Genomic DNA, 22,100 nt, shown 5'->3' on the forward strand with positions numbered 1-22,100 from the left:
TCATCGTTAGCATCGATGCCATCGATCATCGGTCCCAAGGAACGCCATGGAACTCCGGCACCTGCGCTACTTCATCGCCCTGTCGGGCTCGCTCAACTTCACGCGCGCGGCGGAGCGCCTGCATGTGACGCAGTCGACGCTGTCGCACCAGATCAAGCAGCTGGAGGAAGAGATCGGCATTGCGCTGTTCGACCGCGTCGGCAAGCGCGTGAGCCTGACCGAGGCGGGCGACGAGTTCCTGCACTACTGCACCAAGGCCCTGCACGAGATCGACCTCGGGTTGGGCGCGCTGCGGCAGGAGAGCTCGGAGGTGGCAGGCGAATTGCGCGTCGGCTCCACGCACACCTTCAACCTGGGCTTCATCCCGGATTGCATTGCGAGCTTCCATGCAAGGCACCCGCGCGTGAAGGTGGTGGTCGAGGAGCTCTCGGCCGACCAGATCGCCGCGCGGCTGCAGCAGGGCACGCTGGACCTGGGCATCGCCTACCGGCCGGCCGCGCCGGGGCCGCTGCAGTTCGAGCCGCTTTACAACGAGGAGATGGTGCTGGTGGTAGCGAAGAAGCATCCGCTCGCACGGCGCAAGCGCGTGCGCATGGTGGAGCTGCACCGGCTGCCGATGGTGCTGCTGCCGGCGAGCTTTGCCACGCGCCAGATGCTCGACGAATGCTTTCGCTCCTGCGGTGCGCAGCCGCATGTGGTGGCCGAGATCAATACGCTGGCGCCGATGATGGACCTGGTGGCCAAGACGCAGCTCGCGTCCATCATGGCGGCGAACGTGGTGACGGCCCTCTCGGGGCTGGTCGTGGTCCGGCTCGAAAGCCCGACGCCCGTGCGCACGCCCGGCATGCTGTGGTCGCCGGTGGCGCGCGATGCCGCGGCCACGCGGGCGTTCTCGACCATCGTGCGCAAGCTCGCGCTGCGCAGCAGCCTGCAAGTGGCGGCGCGGCCGGCGCGCTGACGCGCAACCCGGGCGGCGCAGCGTCCGGCCATGCCGCGGCGACATATCTCGCGAGCCTGCAAACGCGCTAGCTGCTAGCGCGTTCCGGCATGGTTCCGGGGTCCCTGGTCCTTCAACTGGGGGAGCGCGCCGGCCCCAGCAACGGCGTGCGATCGGTGGTGAGGTACATGGCCGTCGTTCCCACCGAGGCATGGCCAAGGTTGTTCTGCACCACCTGGATCGGCACGGGCACCTGCCCCTGGCGGCCCTGCAGCGCGTGGGCGCCGTGCGAGTGGCGTAGCCAGTGAGTGCTTGCTTTCTTCAGTTGATCCGCCGCCTCTGCGCACTCGAGGCTCGCGGCGGCCTGCGCCACGAAAGCCTTGATGGCCTGGTAGAGACCCGAAGCGGACCAGGCGGCGGGGCGCCGGGACGCCGTGTCGAAGCGTGCGAGCACATGGATGCCACGGTTGCTCACGGCGCCGACCTGCCGCTCGAAGCCGTGCCGCGCGAGCTCGTCCTCGAGTTCGGCCACGAGCGCGGACGGCACGGGCACATGCCGGATGCGCCCGCCCTTGCCGGACACGGCCAGCTGCCAGCCATCGCCCGTGCGGTGTTCGACCTGTTCCAGATCCTCGCACTTCGCGCCCGTGATTTCGGCCAGCCGCAGTCCGGTTGCATAGAGCCAGCGCATGCCGCGGCGCAGGCGGCGGCGGGCCTCGGTGTCGGCATGCGCCTGGAGCAGCGCATCGACGTGGTCCCATTGCGCAAAGCTCAGCGCACGGCGCGAATCGAGCGGCTGCTGCAGGCTCGATGGCGGCGCGAGCGTCGAGAACGGATTGGAGACCAGGTAGTTCTGGTTCACGAGAAACGCGCAGAGGCTTCGCAAGATGGCAATGGCCTGGCGCAGCGCCGATGGCGCGAGCGGCCCTTCCATCGGCCGCCACAACGGCGACCAGCGCTGGTGATGGCGTGCACCACACCAGCCCGCGGGCGGCTCGAGCAGGAAGTCGCGGTAATCGACGGCGTCCAGCGCGGTGAGCGACGACAGTGCCTTGCGCCGCTCAAGGACGGCCCAGAGGAGCAGGCGCTCCGCCTCCTTGCGGTACGAACGCTGGGTGGCCGACAGCTCGCCGTTCGCATCGCCGGGGCGCTTGGCGCTGAGCCATGCGCCGATGGCCTCGTGGTCGTTGGCCGCCATCAGCAGGCAGTGCCCGCGCGGGGCACGGTTGGTGCCGGTGCTGCCGTCGAGCTCGGCGGGTAGGACGAACTTCTCGTAGGGCACGAGCGCGGTGCCGGTCGGCACCACCGCGGCGAGCGCCAGCGGCGCGAGCTGCGCCCTGGGCTTCAGGGCATGGGGACCGATGCGCAAGCCCAGTGCCTGCTGGTTGGCGCACAGCCAGTCGAGGATGCGCGCGGCCTTGAGCTCGCCCACGCCGGGCACATGCACCCACCAGCGCGCGCCGATGCCGTTGACCCGGTCGACCAGCGCCGAGAGCGTCGGCACGCCGGCGCCTTCGAGCCGGGCCGACACCGAAGGATTCAGCCACGCCGATACGCTGTCGCCCGGACGAGGGTCCTGCGCGACGAGGTTCTCGAGCCAGCGCAACGCTTCGAGCTGGCGCTCGATGATCTGCGCCCGACGTGAGGGCCGCGCGCCCTGCCCTCCCCTGCCCGCGGCGGGAAAAGCTGCCTCGTAGGCTTCGATCTGCTCGGTTTCGGAGAAATCCTCCAGGCCCTCTGCCGCAGCGAACTCGGCAAGGCTCGGCAGCGCGGGCGCCGCTGGAAATCGGTCCGCGTCGAGCAGGATCAGCCGGGCAGTGCCGGGCCTGCGCTCGCGCCGTGCCGCGGCTGCGAACTCGTCGCGAATCCACGCGATGGTCCGGCGCACGGTGCGAAGGTCGGTGTGCTCGCCTTCGAGGCGCAGGTACCGGTCCCAGCTGGCCCTTTCGTCCAGGCCCTGGGCCAGCGCTCGCATGAATGCGAAGTGTCCCCGGTGCAGCTTGCGGGCGGTGCCGGTCTTCATGAAGCCGATGTCGGATTCCGGTCGTCGCCCGATTGCCAGAACTTCCACCACGGCCGCGGCAAAGGCGGTTGCTCCGGCGGCAGTTGCTGCAACTGGCTCTCGCGCGTGCGGCGGCGCTGCTCGACCTCGAGCGCGTGCGCGATCCCGAACGCCTCGCGGTCGCCGCGCCCCGCCTGTGCGCGCCAGCTCACGGCAAGCTGCGCGAGCTCCTCGTCGTCGAGGGGGGCCAGCTGGGAAGGTGTGGGGATGGCAGCCATGTCTTCCAGCCCTAGGCGCCGTTCGATCGGCTGAACGAGGCGGCCTGGAGAACAGCGTGGGAAGGCTGCGTGCTTGGAGCGGGAGCGAGGGTTGGTGTCATGAATTGCTTGATGATAACTGAAGTAATCATCAATACACATTTTGTGTTGCAATATCGCACTTGCTTAAGGTGTCGCGTCTAAGTTGTTGATTTTCAACGATTTTATCGCCCTGGACGTAGGTGTCCAGAGCGCCGGCAGGTGCCGATTCAAGGCAGTGCTCGGGCCCTTGGGGTGCGGACCAGGTCACGCGGGGGCTGGAGCAGCCTACCTGCATGGCCGGGTTTTCAGCCCCCGCCCCGGCGTCCCCGAAGTCTCTCATCGCGCATCACCAATGGCCAGTCGCCGGGCCACTTCCACACACGCCTCGACGAACGCGCGTGCGGCCGCGGTGTCCGGGTCGTCGGGTTTCCATCGCCCTGGCGCTTCCCCCGCTTCCCCGGCAGCCGAGAGCGCAATCCCGAGCGAGCGCCGCAGAGGTTCCGGGATGGTGTCGTCAGCCACAAGAAGCAGCGCCGCGATCCGGGCAGCGTTGGGCGTCAGTTCCACTGCCTGTTCGTAGAGAGGGCCTATATGCATGCCGGTTGCGGGGCAAACGGCGTGCCTGCGAGCCTGGGTCTTGTGGCGCGGATGCTTTCATCCCTGGACACCGCCCTCCCCTCCTCCGCCGAACTGCCACGCTGGGCGCCCGCATAAGTCAGCATGACAGGCGTCACCTCGGGCACTGCCGCCCTGGGTTGGGCCCGGCCCGAAGAATCCCAACGGCTCTCACATTAGCCCGGGCGCCTCCCCTGGGCGCCCGGTGTCACAGGGTCCGTGCCTTGCGAAGCGCCTCTGCGATGCCGGCTTCCAGTGCCTCCGGGCTCGCGTCGGTCGCTGCCTCGGGGCTGAGGACGATCGTGATCTCGCCGCTCTTGGCGCGGACCAGCGTGCCGAGCTTCTGGCCCCCTGACACGATATCGAGCTTTTCAGATCGCTCGAAGCCGGGCTTGGCGTCCAGCAGCCGGGCCACCACCATCGCGGGCGCAAGACTGTGGCCGCGCAGCCGCTCTACCCGCTTCAGGACACCGCGCCGGTCCTTTTCCATGGCGGCATTGATCTGCTCGGCATGCCGGAAGCTGATTTCGAGCGGACTGCGGAAGCACTCGACCACGGCCGGCGGCAGCTGCGCAACCATGAGCGCCTTGCGCACCCAGGTGTGGCTCACGCCCAGCGCCTCGGCCAACTGGCGCTGCGTCGGGAACAGCTGCTCCTCCAGGGCCCGCTGGTACATCAGGCCCTGCTCGTAGTTGGACAGGTCCGCGCGTTCGCGATTCTCCCGGTCCATGGCGGCGAAGAGCGCCGCATCGCCGAGTTCGTCGACCCAGATGGACGCGAGCACCGGGATGCCGAGCTCCATCGCAGCGCGGTGCCGGCGGTGCCCGAAGACGATCTCGTACTGGCCGGGCTCCTCCTTGACCGCCCGCACCAGGATGGGCTGCACGTTGCCGCCCGCGTGCTCGATGTCGGCCTTCAGCCCGGCAAAGGCGCTGCTGGAGAACGAGGCATCGTGGCGGTTGGCCCACCGGCTCGGTCGGATGGTCTTGGGGTCCATCTTGCGCGTCGGAAGCGAGCCTTCGTACTGGGCGAGCTTTTCGCGCAGCGCCGCCATCTCGCCCTCGACCTGTTGGATCTGGCCCCTGAAGGCCATCATCTGCCCCGGCCCCGTGCGGGGCGCCAGGCTCCCGCCGACGGCCGGTGGAAACCTGGTTTCCATGGCGTTCACGGCCGATGGCGGCACTGCTGCCGGCGTGGCCGGGGCGGGCTCCGCCGCGACCGGATCCCTTGCGGCTTCGGGAAGCATCAGGCCGGCGGTCAACGCTTCCAGCCTCTTGCGGGTGCTAGCCATGATGGACACTCCTTGGCGCGGCGTGCGCAGTGCTCGAGGTCGAAGAACGGGACATGCCACCGAGGCGGCTGGCGCCCTTTCGCGGACTACGCGGCGCTGTCTTGGCGGCTGCGGAGTCCGGGCCCGATTGCCGTGGAAACCAGGTTTCCACCCGCCCCACCGACTGTGGCGATTCCGCGGAAACATACAGAAGGAACGGCCGCGTGGAAACCAGGTTTCCACCCCGGGGATTGCAGACGTGGGTCGGAGCGATGCTCATTGCGCTGCCCTCCCTTGCGCGTTCCAGGCGCCGATCACCGACTGCTCGACCAGCTCCACGAACGAGTCGTACGCATCGACGGCCCGCTTGTAGGTCTTGGCGGCGCCCTCGTACTTCTGGACATCGTAGACCGTGGCAAATTCGGCGGCCTTGTTGCTGGTCACACTGGTCTTCGGGATCTCGACCGGCAGCGTGTATTCGCCATAGGTCGCCTGGATCCACTGCCGCACGGCGGGCATCGCCGGATCTGCCGCATCCACCCGGCTCAGCAGAACGTGCAGGAAGTCAAAGGCCTTCCCTTCGCGGTCCTTGCTCTGGCCGTCGAGGTTGCCGCCCAGGTCAGCCAAGAGCGACCAGAACTGCGCCGACGAGGCAAAGTCGAGGCCCGAAGGCGGCACCGGCACCACGATGCCGTTGGCCGCCCAGAGCGCATTGATCGTCACGTACGAGAGGGAAGGCGGCGTGTCGATCACGATCACGTCGTACAGGTCCCGCACCGATGCCAGGCCTTCATTCAGCACGTCCCAGAACTTGGCGCCAGGCTGCTGCATCTGCCGGGCGGGGAGGGCGAATTCAGCCGAGAAGAGAAAGGGCGCCGCCGCGACGAGGTCAATGCCGTCCCAGTAGGTCGAACGGATCGCATAGCGGATATCGTTCTCGCTGCCGTCGCACAGCGGCCCGATCGTCATGTCCTCCGTGACCTCGGCTTCCGGCAGCAGGCCGTGCAGCGTGGTCAGGGAACCCTGCGGATCGGTGTCGATGGCCAGCACCCGATGGCCCCGAAGGCTGAGCCCCTGCGCGAGCACCATCGCCGTGGTCGTCTTTGCGACGCCGCCCTTGAAGTTGCCGACCGCGATGGTGATGGCCTTGCGGCCCGGCGGGCGCATCTTTTCAGCGCGGTAGGTCCGGGTCCAGCGGCGCAGTTCATCGAGTTCGAAGGTTCGCTTTCCGCCCGAGGGCGTCAGCCGGCCGGCCGGCAGATCCTCCTTGGTGATGCGGTAGGCAACATGGGCCTTGTCGACGCCGCAAAGCGCCGACAGCTGGGCGGTGGAGTAGGTGGGCGGGATCTTGCGGGCTTCAGGCGCCAGCAACATGCCGCGGATCTGTTCCACCATCGAGCCCGCTCGCGTGGCAAGCGCGGCGATCTTTTGCATGTTGATGGTTTGGCGAGGTGGAACCTGGAGCTCCGTGGAAACCAGGTTTCCACTGACCGGCGGCACGGGAACTGACATTTTTCATGGCCTTATTCGACAGAATCCGGCAATTCTATGAGAATCTGTCGAATGGACAAGTTTTACCGACAGGCCGCGCTCGATGCCGCGAAGTATTGTGAGAAGCATTGGGGACCAAGCCCCTGGATCCCTCCCCAAGCGATTGGATATGCGACCGCAGGCGGGGGCAGGGCGCCTCCGGCACCTCGTCGGCCGGGAACATCGCTCACTTTGGGGCCGTTTGCGGGTCCGGTGGGGTACGGCAGCCCATATCCACTCACATTGGAACCCATCCGGACTCACAACTGTGGCTTACGTTTCCCATCGAGGCTCACATCAAACCCCAACCGATCTCACATTCAATCCCAACCGATCTCACAACGCTAGGCCTAAGTACTTGTCACCACAAGGGAAAACGCAACCTCAATTCTTCAATCCCCCAAGTGTTTATCTGCAAACATACCAAGGCACCGTTGCGCGGCTAATGTGAATTGACTGAATCACAATGCAAAGGCATGATGTGAAACCACCTTATTGCCGCAGCAGACCATGGACGAGGAAGAAAATTCGCATTCGCGGTCTCCGCCCCGGCAAGCGCCCACTGCCGACGAGCAGACCGTCGCCAAGGCCAACGAGGCCATTGCGATCCGCCCCAAGCGCGGCCGTCTCACCTTGCTCTCGCGGCGGATCTACAACGCGCTGCTCTACCACTCACAGCGCCAGGGCGTCGACGAACCGGTCTACAAGCTGACGCTGAGCGAACTGATCGGTGACGCCCGCTTCAACTCGAACAACACCGAACTGCTGAAATCCCACCTGCGCGACATGCAGGCCACGACCATCGAGTGGTCGACCAGCAGCAGCTCCCTCAAGCGATGGGTGTCGTCGCAGTTGCTGGGCACTGTCACGATCGAGGAGCAGGGCAGGGGACGACCCTGCATCGTGACCTGGCGCTATCCCGACGAGATCAAGGAGCGGCTGGTCAAGCCGCACCAATACACCCGCGTCCTGCTCGAGATGAGCAGCCAGATGCGCAGCTACTCCGCCGCCGTGCTGTACGAAATCGGCGCGCGCTACCTGACGTCGCCCGGCCGCCTGTCGATGCGCGAGGACGTGGTCTGGTGGGCCGCGGTGCTGACCGGCCGCAGCGACATCAAGGAAGTCGACTACCGTTTTCTCAAGCGCGACGTCATCAGCAAGGCGCTGGCCGAGATCGACGCCCTGTGCGAGGACTTCGGGCTCGAGCTGATCGAGCACAAGCGCGGCCGGAAGATCGAGGAGATCCAGTTCCGGGTCGTTCCCAAGGTCCAGCAGCGCCTGGGCGACATCAGCGCGGCGAACCGCAACGTGTTCGACCTGGAGCTGGTCGGGCGCCTGATCGCACTGGGTCTCAAGCAGGACGAGGCCCAGGACCTCTACGCCACGACGGACGAAGGGCAGATCCGGGCCACGCTCGATCACGTGGACCAGCGGCTGCGCAACGCCGCCATGCCGGGGCTCAAGTCGCCGGCCGCCTACTTCAAGGACGCACTGAAGAAGGGCTATGCAGGCGTGACCGCCATGGAGCCCGCGCCCGGCACCCAGGGGCAGCCCCCGGCGCTCGCGCCGCCGGTGGCACCGCTGTCGGAAGCCGATCGCCTGCGGCGCATCCGCGAACTCTGGGAGAACGACCGCATGGGGCAGGCGAGGGCGGTCTTTGCCGAGATGCCGCAGGCCATGCAGGCAGAGGTGCGCACGCGCTTCGAGGCCGAGCGGCTCGACCAGATGGCGGCACCCATTGCGCGCGCCTGGCGCCGCGACGGTCCGGCGAGCCGGGTGGCGGCCACCACCTTCTACCGCTGGGTTGCGCAGGACACCTGGCCGGAAGAGCCGACCGACCGGGTGCTGCTGGACTTCGCGCTGCAGCGCGGCGTCGCCGGAATCTGATTTCTTCAGGTAAGTTGGCGATTACTCATCGCCAATCCGGCATCGGGATGGCGCCGTGTCCACAAGCCGATGCCCCGCCTTTCAGACGAAACGCGGAATCGGTCCGTTCTGCGGCGTCGTGTCATCGCCCAGGTCGAGTGCTACGCGGTCGACGAAACACCAGCCCCAGCCCTCGGGCGGATCGTAGCCCTCGATGACCGGATGGCCCGTGGCGTGGAAATGCGCGCGCGCATGGCGGTTGGGCGAGTCGTCGCAGCAGCCGACGTGACCGCAGGTCCTGCACAGCCGCAGGTGCACCCAGGGGCTGCCTGACTTCAGGCATTCCTCGCAGCCGAGCGCGCTGGGCGTGACATGGTGGACGGCTTCGGTGTGGGTGCAGTGCTTGCTCATGCGCAAAGCTTAGCGTTCATCGGGACGAGATGCGATCGCCGGCAGCCGCCCTGGCCGGCGATGGCATTGAATCCGTCACTCCTCGCGCGGTACGTAGTTCCCCTTAGCGCCGCGTCAGACAGCGATCAGCTCTGCGAAAGAGCATTCGTTCGTCCGGAATTCCACCGGATGGAGACAAGCCGCGCCGGTTCCCCCGCGCCGGTCGCGTTCGACAACCCACTAGATCGGGAACGTATGAGAAACAGAAATCTTGTCAGGGGACTTTTCCTCATGGCAATTGCATTGGCCTTCGGCCTCACGGGGCTTCGCTATCCCATCGGGGACCTGAGCCGCGCGGGGCCGGGTCTTTTTCCCGTGATGGTGAGCGGCCTGCTGCTGCTGATCGGCGTGGCGACGGTGGTCCGGGCGTTCTTTGTCGCGCCGGTGCGGCTGGACCTCCATTTCAAGAACATCGCACTCATCCTCGGGAGCCTCTGCGGCTTCGCGTTGATCTCGATGTACCTGGACATGGTCGTGGGCATCGTCTTCATGGTGTTCTGCTCGGCCTTCGCGGGCAGTTCGAACTCGTGGGTGCGCAACGTGAAGATCTCCGCCGGGCTGATCGCCATGGCGTTCGCGCTCCAGAAACTCCTCGGCTTGAACCTGCCGCTTTTTTGAGGCCACGACCATGGAAGTCCTTCACAACCTGGCGTTCGGTTTCTCGCACGCCCTGACCTGGCAGAACCTGATGTTCTGCGCCATCGGCTGCACGGTGGGAACGCTGGTCGGCCTGCTGCCTGGCCTCGGCCCGCTGGCGACCATCAGCCTGCTGCTGCCGCTGACCTATTCCATTCCGACGACCGGCGCGCTCATCATGCTGGCCGGCATCTACTACGGTGCGCAGTACGGCGACAGCGTGAGCGCCATCACCATGAAGATCCCGCATGCGAGCAGCATCGTGGCCTGCATCGACGGGTACGCGATGACGCTGAAAGGGCAGACGGGGCTCGCGCTCTTCACGGCCGGGTTCTCCAGTTTCATCGGCGGCACCGTCGCGATCCTGGTGCTGTCGTTCTTCGCGCCCATGCTGGGGGAGGTCGCCTTCCTCTTCGGCCCCGCGGACTACGTGGCCATGATGCTGGTGGGTTTCGTGTGCGTGAGCTTCGTCACCACCGGCAGCCTGCTGAACGGCCTGGCAATGTGCATGATCGGCGTGCTGCTCGGAACCATCGGCACCGACGTGAACAGCGGCATGGCGCGCTTCACGCTGGACATGCCGTTCCTGACCGACGGCGTCGGCATCGTGAGCATCGCGCTGGGCTGCTTCGGCATTGCCGAGATCACCAAGAACCTCGACTCCCGCGAGGAGCGTTCGCCGTTCAACGGCAAGATCAACCTCATTCCCACCTGGGCGGAGTTCAAGCGGATCATCCCCAGCGCGCTGCGCGGCAGCGTGGTCGGCTCGCTGCTGGGAATCCTGCCCGGCGGCGGTCCCACCATCGCACAGTTCGCGGCCTACGCGCTCGACAAGAAGGTCAGCAAGTACAAGCACGAGATCGGCACCGGCTGCATCGAGGGCGTGGCCGGCCAGGCCGCGGCCGACGAAGCCGCGGCGCGCACCAGCTTCATCCCGCTCATGAGCATCGGCATTCCCGAGAACGCCGTGATGGCGCTGATGCTCGCGGCCTTCATCATCAAGGGCATCCAGCCCGGGCCGAACATGATCGGCGCCCACCCCGAGCTGTTCTGGGGCCTGGTGGCAAGCATGTGGATCGGCAACGTGTTCCTCCTGGTGCTGAACGTGCCGCTGGTGCGCTACTGGCTCTCGGTGTTCAAGATCCCGTACAGCGTGCTGTTCCCGTCGATCCTGTTCTTCTGCTGCATCGGCACCTACAGCGTGAACAACAACCTCGAAGACGTCTTCATCACGTCCGCCTTCGGCTTCATGGGCTACATGTTCATGCGGCTCGAGCTGGACGCTGCGCCGCTCATGCTCGGCTTCATCCTGGGCCCGATGCTCGAAGAGAACTTCCGCCGCGCGATGCTGCTGAGCCGGGGAAGCTTCGGCACTTTCGCATCGCGCCCGATCAGTGGCACCCTGCTCAGCATGATCGGTGTCTTCATCGTGTGGCAGGTGGTCTCGTTCATTCTCCAGGCCCGCAAGAAGGCCGCCATTGCGCCCGCGCCGCTGGCGCTGGAACCGCAGGAGTAGGCACCGCAGGCCCGGTGCCCCACGCGTGGATCAGGCGTCGGGCGTGAAAAGCACCGTGCCGTGCGCGTGGACCCGGGTGCGGTCGTCCGTGCCTCTCATCGCGCCCTGCAGTTCGAGGATGCAGCCGCCCCTCGAGTGCGCCGCGATCGAGGTCACCTGCCATTCCATGACGACTGTCTCGGTCGCGAGCACCGGGCGCAGCAGGTCGACCGAAAAGCTGGTGCCCAGCACGCTCCCCCTGCTGGCGAAATGCGTGGCCGTGAGCCCCAGCAGGAGGGATGTGGTGTGGGTGCCGCTTGCGATCAATCCGCCGAAGCGCGTGCCGCGCGCGAACTGTGCATCGTGGTGCAGCGGGTTCTCGTCGCCCGCGGCCATCGCGAAGCGGCTCACCTGTTCCTCGCTGAATGCGTGGGTCCGCACGAAGCGGTATCCGGGCGCAATGGGCGCGCAGCCCGCCGGTTCGATCTCAGTCATGGTTCGGGCGCTGGACGATGGCTTCCCGGCTTCCGGCCTGCTCGCGCAGGCGGAACTTCTGGATCTTGCCGGTGGCCGTCTTCGGCAGGCTGCTGAACACCACGCGGCGCGGACACTTGAAGTGGGCGAGCCGCTCGCGGCAGAACGCGACGATCTCCTGCTCGGTGGGCGCAGGGACACCGGCCCTGAGTTCGATGAACACGCACGGCACCTCGCCCCATTTCTCGTCGGGCTGGGCCACCACGGCGGCATGCAGGACCGCCGGATGTCCGTGCACCACATCCTCGACTTCCACGGACGAGATGTTCTCGCCCCCGGAAATGATCACGTCCTTCGAGCGGTCCGTGATCTGCGCGTAGCCGTTGCCATGAAGCACCGCGACGTCGCCGGTGCGGAACCAGCCGCCGGCCAGTGCCTTGCGCGTGGCCGCCTCGTTCTTGAAGTAGCCCATCATCACCGTGTTGCCGCGCAGCATGAGCTCGCCTGCGGCCGTTCCGTCGGCGGGCACGGGTGCCAGCGTGTCCGCATCGCCGACCATGAGGCCTTCGAACATCGCGGCCCGCACGCCCTGGCGCACCCGCAGCTTGCCTTGCTCGGCCTGCGGCAGGTCGTCCCAGCCGTCCTGCCAGACGCAGCTCACCGGCGTGCCGCAAACCTCCGTGATGCCGAAGACATGCTCCACGTCGAAGCCCATGGCCAGCACGGCATTCAGCACGGAAAGGGGCGGAGGAGATCCCGCGGTCAGCACGCGAACGGCACGTGACAAGCGGGTGTGGCGCGCCGAATCCGCGAGCATGGCCATCACCACCGGCGCGGCGCAGAGATGATCGATCCCGTGCCTGTCGATGGCTTCCATCACCGCTTCGGCGGACACGCGGCGCAGGCACACATGGGTGCCTGCCGCCGCCGTGACGGCCCAGGTGAAGCACCAGCCGTTGGCGTGGAACATGGGCAGCGTCCACAGGTACCTGGGGCTGCGCGGCATCGCCCAGTTGGTGATCTGCAGCAGGCTCATGAGGTAGGTGCCGCGGTGGCTCGCGACCACGCCCTTCGGATCGCCTGTCGTGCCCGAGGTGTAGTTCAGGGCGATCGGCTGCCATTCGTCGTCCGGCCAGCGGCCGGCAAAGGCCGGATCTCCGCTTGCCAGCAGCGACTCGTAGTCGGTCTCGCCGATGCGCTCGCCGGGCGGCGCCAGGTGGTCCTCGATGTCGACCACTACGGGCGGTCGATCGAGAAGCTCCAGCGCGGCTGCAACGGTGCCGGAGAACTCGCGGTCCACCATCAGCAGCTTGCATTCGCCGTGACGAAGGATGAACGCGATCCCCTCCGGGTCCAGGCGGTGGTTGATCGCGTTGAGCACGGCACCGGACAGCGGGACGCCGAAGTGCGACTCCAGCATGGCCGGCGTGTTGGGGGCCAGCACCGACACCGTGTCCCCCGGCAGGATGCCCCTGGCCACCAGCGCCGACGCCAGGCGAAGGCAACGCTCCCGCGTTTGCTCCCAGGTGCGCGAGAGTTCGCCATGCACCACGGCCGGGCGATTCGGATGCGCCAGCGCGGCGCGGTCGAGAAAGCCGAGCGGCGTCAGCGGCACGTGGTTCGCCTCGCAGCGCTCGAGGCCCTGGGCATAGGATTGCGCGCTCATGGTCTTGTCTCCTTGGCGGTGTCGTGGAATGTCGTGAACGCGGCGACCGGCTCGCGTTCGGTGACGAGCGAGTTCTCGATCGATGAGGCATCGGCATAGCCCAGGCTCATGCCGCAGACGAGCATCTGGTCCGCGGGCATGCCCAGCTGCTCGGCGATCAGGCGGTGGAACTTCAGGAAAGCGGCCTGCGGGCAGGTGTGAAGTTGGCGGCCGCGCGCGGCGACCATCACGCTCTGCAGGAACATGCCGTAGTCCAGCAGGCTTCCTTCCTGCAGCGCGCGGTCGACCGTGAAGAACAGGCCCACCGGCGCATCGAAGAACCGGTAGTTGCGCCCGTGCTGCGCGTGCATGCGCTCCTTGTCGCCCTTGGCGATGCCGAGCAGGCCGTAGAGGTCCCAACCCACCTTGCGGCGCCGCTCCAGGTAGGGGGAGCGCCATTCGCGCGGGTAGTAGTCATAGGGCTCCTCCAGGTCCGCCGACCTGTGGGGATCGTCGTCGAGACTTGCAATCGCCGCGGACAAACGGGCCTTCGCAGGGCCGGTGAGCACATGCACATGCCAGGGCTGCATGTTCATGCCCGAAGCGCTGTAGCGCGCCGTCGAGAGAATCGCCTCGATCTCTTCGCGCGCCACCGGCTCGGGCAGGAAAGCCCGCACGCTGCGCCGGGTGGCGATCGCCCAATCGACCGCATCCCGCAGCGCTTGCGCATGCACCGGCGGCGCCATCATTCGGTTCATTCCAGGGTTCCTTGCCTTCTGGAGAGCCGTGCACCAGTTGCAGGCCGCTCTTTCAGGGGCACTCTATCGGCCGCGGGTTTTCGGGTCGATGCCCAAAGACGGCAACTGCGAGGAGGTATGCGGGCACCTTTGTCGGCGCCGCGGCGGCTACCCCGCCCCGGGCGCAGAAGACCGGTAGGCGCCCGGGCTGACGCCCGTCCACTTCTTGAACGCGCGATGAAAGGCGCTCGTCTCCTGGAAGCCGGTGCGCGCGGCAACCTCGGCCACCGTCAACGACGCGCCCGACAGGAGATCGATCGCGATGTCGCGCCGCAGGTCGTCTTTCACCCGCTGGTAGCTCAGGCCCTCCTGCTGCAAGCGCCGCTGCAGCGTGGTGCCGGACATAGAGAGTTCCTGCGCGAGCGTCTCCAGGTCGGGCCATCCGTCGGGCAGCTGGCTGCGCAGCCGGTGGCGCACCTGTGCGTGGGTGCTGGCGTCGTTGCGGTACTTGACCAGCAGGTTGGCCGGTGCTGCGCGCAGGAAGTGGTCGACCGTTGCGGGCGATTCCGCGATCTTCAGGTCCAGCAGCTCGCTTGCGAACGTGATGTGCGTGGTCTCGCCGTTGAACTTCACGTTCTCGCAGAAGCGCGTGCGGTAGTGGCTGTCGTCCCCTGGAGGCGGGCACCGGAACTGCATCTCGCGCAGCGGAATGCGCCGGTGCACCAGCCAGCACGCCAGCCCGTGCACAAGGATGAACCAGGTGCCGTAGCCGAACAGCCGGCGCAGCACGCCGCCGTCATGCAGGATCACGCGCGCCTCGTCCGCCGAGCGGACCAGCTCTCCCTGGAAGTCGTCCAGCGTGGCATGCAGGAACCGCAGGATGCGCCGCATGGCGTGCTCCAGGTTGTCCGAGCTCACCGCCGCGCGCGTCATGAGCGCATAGCTTCCGCGGCGCAGCCCATGGCTGTCGAGGCCGAAGAACTCGTCGTCCATCAGGTCGGCCAGTGCCACCCACATGCGCGAATACGCGGCGGCCGGCACCCGCGCGCGCGGTGCGTCGAGCAGGTCGCGGTCGATCTTCGCGGCCTCCAGCACGCGGCCGAGGTCCATGTTCCTGAGCGCCGCGGCATGGATCGCCTCGTGCACCAGCTCGATCGACACCGTGCCCTTCAGGCCTGCAGACTTCATGCGAACACCGCTTCTGAAATGACCAGGCCCGGATGCTAGCCCGGGCCCCGGGCGGCCCGTGCCGCCGGACGCCGGCGCGTGAGCGCCAGGTTGGCCGCCACCAGGGCCGCGACCAGCGTGACCAGCCACGAGAAGTACACCCACAGCAAGAACATCGGGAGCGCCGCGAAGGTGCCGTACAGCGCCTTGTAGGTGGGCACCTTGACCAGGTAGCTGGTGAAGCCGCGCTTGCCGAGCTCGAAGGCCACGCTGGCGATCAGGCCGCCCGCGAACGCGTCGCGCAGCCGCACCCTGGCATTCGGCACGAGGTAGAACATGCACGTGAGCACCGCCACCCCCAGCACGAGCGGCCCGAGGTCGAGCACGAATGCGAAGGACGGCGGCAGCGCGCCGATCAGCCCCAGCGAAACGCCCAGCAGGTACGAGGTCGCCCACAGGCTCAGGCCCAGCACCGGCGGCCCGATCGCCAGCATCAGCAGGTACAGGCCGACCCGCTTGAAGAACGGCCGGTTCTTGCGGACCTTCCACATCTGGTTGAGCGCGTTCTCCACCGTCAGCAGCATCGCGACCGCCGTGGCCAGCAGGAGCAGCGAACCGACCCAGGTCAGGCCGCTGGCATTGGCCGCGAACTGGTTCAGGTACTTCAGCACCGTGCGCGCGATGTCCGCGGGAAGCAGCCGGTTCAGCAGGAACTCCTGCAGCGCTTCCTTGAACCGCGCGAAGACCGGAAAGCGCGTGAACAGCGCGAAGCTCGCGGCCAGCAAGGGCACGATCGACAGCAAGGTCGTGAACGCCAGGCTTCCGGCGACCTGGGGCAGCCGCTCCTTGCGGGCGCGGTCGATCGTCAGTCGGGTCAGGGTGAACATGTGGCTGGAGCGAAGGAGGGGAGGCCGATTGTCATCAATCCGCGCGATCGCGTCGAAGCCCGCCATGCACAATCTGCCGCATGTCCATGCCCCAGAGCCCCTTCGTCCCGAGCCGCGCATGCGAATCCATGAATTGAAACAGCGCCTTCGCGCTGCCGGCGCGGGCCCGAGCCACGAGCAGCGAATCCTGCGGCTGTGGTCCCATGCGCTTCCCCGTGACAGCGGCAGGCGCCTGCCGGGGACCTTCTTCCCGTCGTCACTGCTCGCGGCCCTGCCGTCCATCGAGGCCGAGTTGGCGGGGCTCGCGCGCATTCACGCGGTGCACCCCGGCGCCGACGGGTCCGAGCGGCTGCTCGTCGCGCTCTCGGACGGCCAGACCGTCGAGAGCGTGCTGCTGCCACGGGACGGCCTCTGCGTCTCATCGCAGGTCGGGTGCGCGGTCGGCTGCCAGTTCTGCATGACGGGGCGTGACGGCCTGCTGCGCCAGATGGGAAGCGCGGAAATCATCGCGCAGGTGGCCCTCGCTCGCGCGCGCCGTCCGGTGCGCAAGGTGGTGTTCATGGGCATGGGCGAGCCGGCGCACAACCTGGACAACGTGATCGAGGCCATCGAGCTGCTGGGCACGGTGGGCAACATCGGCCACAAGAACCTGGTGTTCTCCACCGTCGGCGATTTGCGTGCGTTCGAGAAGCTGGCCCAGGCGCGCGTGAGGCCCGCGCTGGCGCTCTCGCTGCACACCACCAGGGCACAGTTGCGCAAGAAGCTTCTGCCGCGCGCACCGGCCATGACGCCCGAAGAACTGGTGGCCGCAGGGGAGCGCTATGCGCGCGCCACCGGCTACCCGATCCAGTACCAGTGGACGCTGCTCGAAGGCGTCAACGACGGGCACGACGAGATCGACGGCATCGTCGAACTGCTCTCGGGCAAGTACGGCGTGTTGAACATGATCCCGTTCAATGCCGTGGAGGGCGTGGGCTTCAGCCGCCCCTCGTGGGAGCGCTGCGAGCAGATCGCCCGCACGCTGCACCAGCGCGGCATCCTGACCAAGCTGCGCCAGTCGGCCGGCCAGGACATCGATGGCGGATGCGGCCAGCTGCGGGCGCGCGCAGCCGAGGCGCGGGTGGTGCCGATCCGAAGGGCCTGAGCGACTCAGGGGAACGAGGCCAGCCACTCCCAGACCTGCCCCGGCGCCTCGACCATCACGTTGTGCCCATGCGGTCCCAGGTCGCGCGCCTGGGGATCGAGCGCGCGGATCTGGGCCAGGGTCACCATCGCATCGTGGCCGCCGCGGCCGAGGTGCACGGGGCAACGCGCCACCGAGAGCAATTCGGCGACCGGCGGCTTGCCCACGCCATGGGCGCGCGGGTCCATGGCAAGGCGCCAGCCATCGGCGTCCTGCACGACGCCGCGCGCGGCGGCGGCCGACCCCGCATCGGCAATGCCCGCCAGGCCCGAGACCTTGAGGTACCGGTCCTGCGCTTCTTCGGACGTCGAAAACTTCTTGGCCGGCTGGGACGCAAGGGCCGCCATGCGGCGCAGGTCCTCATCGCTCCATTCGATCTTGATGCCGGCGGCAAAGACCTGGTGCGGCGCGATGCCGAACCAGCCGCTCGCCAGTGCGAGGCCGATCACACCGCCGAGCGAGTGGCCGACCACCGCGAGCCGGCCCTCGGGGTGGATGTGCGGCAGCGCGGCGCATGCGACGCTGGCCGCATAGTGACCGAGGGCGTAGGCGTCCTGGCGCTGGGACTGGCCGTGGCCCGGCAGGTCGGGAACCAGCCAGCGGCCCTTCCATCGCGCGCCGGCGTCGGCGCACATCGGCGACCACACCGCGCCGGTCGAACCCATGCCATGCAGCATGAGCAGCAGGTCCGGGCCTTCGCCGCCTTGTTCGGTGTGCATGTGCGCTGTCGCGTCAGGCCAGCGCGGCCTCGCCGGACGCCGCCTGCACCGGAACGTGGCCGCGCTCTTCCTTGATGCGGTTCGCGCCGTCCACGAACACCAGCCTGGGCTTGTAGCCCGCCACCTGGTCTTCGGGCACCAGGCCGAAGGCCGCGATGATGATCAGGTCGCCCACCGAGGCGCGCCGCGCGGCCGAGCCGTTGACCGAGATGATGCCGGTGCCGCGCTCTCCGCGGATCGCATAGGTGACGAAGCGCTCGCCGTTGTTGATGTTCCAGATGTGGACCTGCTCGTTCTCGGAGAGGTTGGCGGCATCGAGCAGGTCTTCGTCGATGGCGCAGGAGCCTTCGTAGTGCAGTTCGCAGTCGGTCACGGCCACGCGGTGGATCTTCGACTTGAGCAGGGTGCGGAACATGGAACGATGTCTTTCTCTTCTGGCAAAAGGTGGATCGGCCCGGCGATCTCGATGAGACGCCAGGACACGTGTGCCGCGAGCGCGGCGTGCGGAGGATAGCCGGGCCGCCCGGGCGGCCTGTGCGGACGCTATTCGAGCGTGAAACCGATCTTCAGCGTGACCTGCCAGTGCGCGACCTTGCCGTCGGTCACATGGCCGCGCGTCTCGGTGACGGTGAACCACTGGATGTTGCGGACCGTCTCGTGCGCCTTGGCGATGGCGGTCTGGACCGCTTCCTCGATGCTGACGGGCGACGAGCCGGTGAGTTCGAGCGACTTGTAAACGTGGTTCGACATGTCTGTGCTCCTTGTGGGCGTGGGCACATCGTAGCCAGCCCCTGCAGCGGCAGGGGAAACTTTCTGCTTCCGGCCCCTATCCGGTTCGCAGCCCATCGAAGAAGCTCTTGCGCCAGGGCATGACCTGGACCGAGGCGAACAGCCCGCCGCTGTTGAACGGGTCTTCGCGGGCGAAGGTCTCGGCCGCCTGCCGGTCTTCCGTATCGAGCACGATGAGGCCGCCGATGGCCCGGCCCTCGTCGCCGAGCAAGGCGCCGCCGGCCAGCATCTTGTGTTGGGCGGCAATCAGGTAGTCCAGGTGGGCCGGCTTCAATGCGGTGCGCAGCGCCTGTGCGCCGGGCCTGTCGAGCGCGATGATCACGAAGGGCATGGAGGTCTCTCCGGGTTCAGCCCGGGGTGATGCCGGCCTTGGCGATGATCCCGCGCCAGGTCTGCATCTCGCGCGCGATGAAGGCCTGGAACTGCGCCGGCGTGCCGCCCACCGGGTCGGCCCCGTTGACCACCAGCGCCTCGCGCGTCGCACTGGTCTGCAAGGCCTTGCGGATTTCAGCGCTCAGCCGCTCGACCACCGCTGGGTCGGTGCCTGCAGGCGCCAGCACGCCGGCCCACGCGCTCACGTCGAAGGGCTTGCCGCTGATCTCGCTGACCGTGCGCACGTCGGGCAGCGAGGCACTGCGCTTCGCCGTCGACGTGGCAAGGGCGCGCAGCTTGCCGGACTTGACCAGCGGCCCCGCCGCGACCACGTTGGCGAACATCAGGTCGACGTGGCCGCCCAGCACGTCTGCCAGCGCCGGGCCGGTGCCCTTGTAGGGCACGTGCGTCATCGCGACGTTCGACTGCAGCGCGAGAAGCTCCATCGACAGGTGGTCGGCCGTGCCGCTGCCGGTGGACGCGAACGACAGCCGCTTCGCCTTGGCCTGCGCGAGCGCTTCGTCCATCGACTGGATGCCGGACGTGGACGAGGCGACCATGATGAACGGCGACTGCACCGCCAGGCTCACCGGCGCAAAGGCCTTGAGCGTATCGAACGGCAGGTTTTTCATCATCGAGGGATTGGTGGCATGCGGCACGCTCGCCACCAGCAGCGTGTAGCCGTCGGGTGGCGACTTGGCCACGAACTCGGAGCCGATCACCGTGCTGGCGCCGGGCCGGTTGTCGACATAGAAGGTCTGGCCCATCGACTCCGACATGCCCGCCGCGATTGCCCTGGCGACCACGTCGGTGCCGCCGCCGGCCGTGAAGGGCACCACCACCCGCACCTGCCGGCTGGGGTAGGGCGTGGCCGCGAAGGCCGGCAAGGCGCCTGCGAGGCAGGCTCCCGCCATCGCGGTGACGAGTTCTCGACGATCCATGGTGTGTTCTCCTGTGCCGGGGGCGCACGTGGCGCGCGGCAAGATTCAAGCGTTGAAATGAAGCCGCAAGCCGGGCTCGGGCCACGGCAACGACACGAGCCGGCCGGTGGCGGACAGCGTGAGGTACGCCGTCCCGAGCCCGGGACCGCCGAAGCAGATGTTGGTCACGTAGAGGTCGGGAAACAGCTGCTGGCGCAGCAGTTCGCCCGATGGCGCAATGACCGAGATCGCGCCCGTGACCAGCGTCGCGACGCAGACCTGTCCATTTGCCTGCACCGCCAGGCTGTCGAAGCGCTGGAAGCCCGGCAGGCCGCACACCAGCCGTCCACCGTGCGGCGAGGGAAAGGGGTGCTTGTGCACCACGCCGGGCTCGATGATGTCGAAGGCCCAGAGGCGCGCCGTCTCGGTTTCGGCCACATAGAGCGCCCGGCCGTCGGGCGACAGGCCGATGCCGTTCGGCGACAGCAGCGGGTGGGCCACCTCGGCGATGCGAGATCCGTCGGGCAGCGCGTAATACACGCTCCCGCTGTCGCGGGAGCGCGCATGCTTCTTGCCAAAGTCGGTGAAGTAGAAGCCGCCCTGTGCATCGAAGACGAGGTCGTTCGGCGACGACAGCCGGTGCTCGCCGCAGTGCGTGTACAGGATTGCGGCCCCGCCGGTGGCGAGGTCGATGCGCCGGATGCTGCCGCCCTGGTAGTCCGGCGCGGGGCCGGTGGAAGTGAAGCGGCCGGGCGCATAGGCGCTGCCGCCGTTGTCGCAGACATAGAGCGCGCCATCGGGCCCGACCGCGGCGCCGTTCGGTCCGCCGCCGCAATCGCAGAGGGTGTGGATCCGTCCGTCGGGCGCGACCCGCGCGATGCGGCCCGCGCGCATTTCGACCAGCAGCACCGAGCCGTCGGCCAGTGCCACGGGCCCCTCAGGAAATTGCAGGCCTTCGGCCAGGATGTCCATGCTTTGCCGGACTTTTTCTCCGAAGCGAAATGCCAGGAAAAAGCCCGTGTCTCCGAGTGATTTTGTGCGTGGACGATAGGGGATCGGGCGGCGCAGCTCAATCACAATAAAGTCATGTGAGCGCTGAGAAAAACTCATCAGCCCCGCCGGGCCTGCAGGTGACGTGGACGCGGTGCGCCCGGGCTCAGGCCTCGCCGGCTTCCGCTTCCGCCGCGATCCAGTGCTCGAAATCGCGCACCCGCTGCGGCATCGGCCGGTCCGTGCGCCAGGCCATGAAGTAGCCGCCCTGGGTCGGCACGCGCAGGTCGAACGGCGCCACCAACCGCCCGCTGGCCAGGTCGTCGCGCACGAACGCGAAGAGGCCCACCATCACGCCGAGTTCCTCCGCCGCGGCCTGGTAGGCCATGGCGGCGTTCTCGAACGTGAGGCCGCGCCGGGTGTCGAGGTCCGGCAGGCCCGCGGCCGCCAGCCAGGTCGGCCAGTCGTGCGGCCGGTTGAGCGAACTCAGGAGCGCCTGGTGCGCGAGGTCGGCGGGGCGCACCAGCGGCGGATCGCGCCGCAGCAGCGCAGGCGCGCACACGGGCAGCAGCGTTTCGCGGAACAGCAGCCGGTAGCCCGGACCCACCGGCGGGCTCGGCTCGGAATGGATGCTCACGTCGATGTCGTCGCGGTCGAAATCGGCCGGCTTGTGCGACGTGGTGATCTGCACGTCGATGCGCGGGTGCTGCGCATGAAAACGCCCGAGCCGCGGAATCAGCCAGCGGATCGCGAAGGTGGGCGGCACCTTGATGCGCAGCAGCCATTCGTCCGGGCTTTGCTGCAGCTGCCGTGTGCCGTGCTCGATCTGGTCGAAGGCCACGCGCATGCTCGCAAAGTAGCTCTCGCCGGCGGGCGTGAGGCGGATGCCGTGCCGCCCGCGCTCGAACAGCGGCACCTTGAGCCAGCCTTCGAGCGTCGCGATGTGCCGGCTCACCGCGCCCTGGGTCACGAACAGCTCCTGCGCGGCCCGCGTGAAATTGCCCGAGCGGGCGGCCGCCTCGAAGGCGCGCAAGGCATTGAGCGGAGGCAGTCGGCGTGTCATGGGGTATGAAGTTTACTCATGCTTGCATGCCTTTATTGTGGTTGCTGCGTGCAG

Annotated in this window: 23 protein-coding genes; 5 read left to right on the forward strand and 18 right to left on the reverse strand. The window is 67.6% G+C overall.

What is annotated here, in order from left to right; translation table 11 throughout:
• The first annotated feature begins 46 nt into the window (after positions 1-46).
• A complete protein-coding gene (locus tag ABID97_RS28905; RefSeq protein ID WP_354402924.1) occupies positions 47-958 on the forward strand; it encodes a LysR substrate-binding domain-containing protein in 912 nt (303 codons plus the stop codon).
• 112 nt (positions 959-1,070) lie between these two features.
• On the opposite strand, the gene ABID97_RS28910 is transcribed toward ABID97_RS28905, so the two are convergent.
• From ABID97_RS28910 to ABID97_RS28930, 5 genes are all read right to left on the reverse strand, one after another.
• Complete coding sequence (locus ABID97_RS28910; RefSeq protein WP_354402925.1) at positions 1,071-2,960, reverse strand: site-specific integrase; 1,890 nt, start codon at positions 2,958-2,960, stop codon at positions 1,071-1,073.
• Positions 2,957-3,217: a hypothetical protein gene (locus ABID97_RS28915; RefSeq protein ID WP_354402926.1), complete on the reverse strand. Its 261-nt coding sequence runs from the start codon at positions 3,215-3,217 to the stop codon at positions 2,957-2,959. Before ABID97_RS28915 ends, ABID97_RS28910 begins: the two co-directional genes overlap by 4 nt.
• A gap of 357 nt (positions 3,218-3,574) precedes the next feature.
• Positions 3,575-3,805 carry a hypothetical protein gene (locus ABID97_RS28920; protein WP_354402927.1) on the reverse strand — a complete coding sequence of 77 codons (231 nt, stop codon included), beginning with the start codon at positions 3,803-3,805 and terminating at the stop codon, positions 3,575-3,577.
• A gap of 256 nt (positions 3,806-4,061) precedes the next feature.
• Entirely contained in the window at positions 4,062-5,144 is a 1,083-nt protein-coding gene (locus ABID97_RS28925) for a ParB/RepB/Spo0J family partition protein (RefSeq protein WP_354402928.1), read from the reverse strand.
• A gap of 255 nt (positions 5,145-5,399) precedes the next feature.
• Positions 5,400-6,557 (reverse strand): AAA family ATPase, encoded by a 1,158-nt coding sequence (locus ABID97_RS28930; protein ID WP_354402929.1) that lies wholly within the window; start codon positions 6,555-6,557, stop codon positions 5,400-5,402.
• Between the two features lie 606 nt (positions 6,558-7,163).
• Between ABID97_RS28930 and ABID97_RS28935 the strand changes: the two genes are divergently transcribed.
• Positions 7,164-8,540, forward strand: a complete 1,377-nt coding sequence (locus ABID97_RS28935) for a replication initiation protein (RefSeq protein ID WP_354402930.1) — start codon at positions 7,164-7,166, stop codon at positions 8,538-8,540.
• Positions 8,541-8,621: 81 nt separating this feature from the next.
• Here the strand turns inward: ABID97_RS28935 and ABID97_RS28940 are convergent, their stop codons facing one another.
• Positions 8,622-8,930 carry a UBP-type zinc finger domain-containing protein gene (locus ABID97_RS28940; protein ID WP_354402931.1) on the reverse strand — a complete coding sequence of 103 codons (309 nt, stop codon included), beginning with the start codon at positions 8,928-8,930 and terminating at the stop codon, positions 8,622-8,624.
• Between the two features lie 234 nt (positions 8,931-9,164).
• Here ABID97_RS28940 and ABID97_RS28945 point away from each other — a divergent pair, with 234 nt between their 5' ends.
• Together ABID97_RS28945 and ABID97_RS28950 are read left to right on the forward strand one after the other, a co-directional pair.
• On the forward strand, positions 9,165-9,587 hold the full coding sequence (locus tag ABID97_RS28945) for a tripartite tricarboxylate transporter TctB family protein (protein ID WP_354402932.1): 423 nt from the start codon (positions 9,165-9,167) through the stop codon (positions 9,585-9,587).
• A 10-nt stretch (positions 9,588-9,597) separates the two neighbouring features.
• The gene (locus tag ABID97_RS28950) at positions 9,598-11,121 is read left to right on the forward strand and encodes a tripartite tricarboxylate transporter permease (RefSeq protein WP_354402933.1); all 1,524 of its coding nucleotides are present in this window, start codon (positions 9,598-9,600) and stop codon (positions 11,119-11,121) included.
• A 30-nt stretch (positions 11,122-11,151) separates the two neighbouring features.
• On the opposite strand, the gene ABID97_RS28955 is transcribed toward ABID97_RS28950, so the two are convergent.
• The 5 genes from ABID97_RS28955 to ABID97_RS28975 all read right to left on the reverse strand — a co-directional run bounded on the left by ABID97_RS28955 (position 11,152) and on the right by ABID97_RS28975 (position 16,010).
• Positions 11,152-11,595 carry a MaoC family dehydratase gene (locus tag ABID97_RS28955; RefSeq protein WP_354402934.1) on the reverse strand — a complete coding sequence of 148 codons (444 nt, stop codon included), beginning with the start codon at positions 11,593-11,595 and terminating at the stop codon, positions 11,152-11,154.
• Positions 11,588-13,240, reverse strand: coding sequence for an AMP-binding protein (locus ABID97_RS28960; protein ID WP_354402935.1), 1,653 nt, complete (start codon positions 13,238-13,240; stop codon positions 11,588-11,590). The genes ABID97_RS28955 and ABID97_RS28960 overlap by 8 nt, the downstream gene beginning before the upstream one ends.
• Positions 13,237-13,977 carry a nitroreductase gene (locus ABID97_RS28965; RefSeq protein ID WP_354402936.1) on the reverse strand — a complete coding sequence of 247 codons (741 nt, stop codon included), beginning with the start codon at positions 13,975-13,977 and terminating at the stop codon, positions 13,237-13,239. The genes ABID97_RS28960 and ABID97_RS28965 overlap by 4 nt, the downstream gene beginning before the upstream one ends.
• 147 nt (positions 13,978-14,124) lie before the next feature.
• Complete coding sequence (locus tag ABID97_RS28970; protein ID WP_354402937.1) at positions 14,125-15,144, reverse strand: AraC family transcriptional regulator; 1,020 nt, start codon at positions 15,142-15,144, stop codon at positions 14,125-14,127.
• A 35-nt stretch (positions 15,145-15,179) separates the two neighbouring features.
• Positions 15,180-16,010: a YihY family inner membrane protein gene (locus tag ABID97_RS28975; RefSeq protein WP_354402938.1), complete on the reverse strand. Its 831-nt coding sequence runs from the start codon at positions 16,008-16,010 to the stop codon at positions 15,180-15,182.
• 118 nt (positions 16,011-16,128) lie between these two features.
• Between ABID97_RS28975 and ABID97_RS28980 the strand changes: the two genes are divergently transcribed.
• Positions 16,129-17,154 carry an RNA methyltransferase gene (locus ABID97_RS28980; protein WP_354402939.1) on the forward strand — a complete coding sequence of 342 codons (1,026 nt, stop codon included), beginning with the start codon at positions 16,129-16,131 and terminating at the stop codon, positions 17,152-17,154.
• A 5-nt stretch (positions 17,155-17,159) separates the two neighbouring features.
• Here the strand turns inward: ABID97_RS28980 and ABID97_RS28985 are convergent, their stop codons facing one another.
• The 7 genes from ABID97_RS28985 to gcvA form a co-directional block, all read right to left on the reverse strand.
• Positions 17,160-17,912, reverse strand: a complete 753-nt coding sequence (locus ABID97_RS28985; RefSeq protein ID WP_354402940.1) for an alpha/beta fold hydrolase — start codon at positions 17,910-17,912, stop codon at positions 17,160-17,162.
• A gap of 13 nt (positions 17,913-17,925) precedes the next feature.
• A complete protein-coding gene (gene panD / locus ABID97_RS28990) occupies positions 17,926-18,327 on the reverse strand; it encodes an aspartate 1-decarboxylase (RefSeq protein ID WP_354402941.1) in 402 nt (133 codons plus the stop codon).
• A gap of 128 nt (positions 18,328-18,455) precedes the next feature.
• Entirely contained in the window at positions 18,456-18,662 is a 207-nt protein-coding gene (locus ABID97_RS28995) for a dodecin (RefSeq protein ID WP_354402942.1), read from the reverse strand.
• A gap of 76 nt (positions 18,663-18,738) precedes the next feature.
• Positions 18,739-19,032: a YciI family protein gene (locus ABID97_RS29000; protein ID WP_354402943.1), complete on the reverse strand. Its 294-nt coding sequence runs from the start codon at positions 19,030-19,032 to the stop codon at positions 18,739-18,741.
• Between the two features lie 16 nt (positions 19,033-19,048).
• Positions 19,049-20,014, reverse strand: a complete 966-nt coding sequence (locus tag ABID97_RS29005; protein ID WP_354402944.1) for a Bug family tripartite tricarboxylate transporter substrate binding protein — start codon at positions 20,012-20,014, stop codon at positions 19,049-19,051.
• Between the two features lie 45 nt (positions 20,015-20,059).
• Positions 20,060-20,965, reverse strand: coding sequence for an SMP-30/gluconolactonase/LRE family protein (locus ABID97_RS29010; protein WP_354402945.1), 906 nt, complete (start codon positions 20,963-20,965; stop codon positions 20,060-20,062).
• A 184-nt stretch (positions 20,966-21,149) separates the two neighbouring features.
• Entirely contained in the window at positions 21,150-22,046 is an 897-nt protein-coding gene (gcvA, locus tag ABID97_RS29015; RefSeq protein WP_354402946.1) for a transcriptional regulator GcvA, read from the reverse strand.
• Between the last annotated feature and the right edge of the window lie 54 nt (positions 22,047-22,100).

This window comes from Variovorax sp. OAS795 (assembly GCF_040546685.1).
Classification (GTDB): domain Bacteria; phylum Pseudomonadota; class Gammaproteobacteria; order Burkholderiales; family Burkholderiaceae_C; genus Variovorax.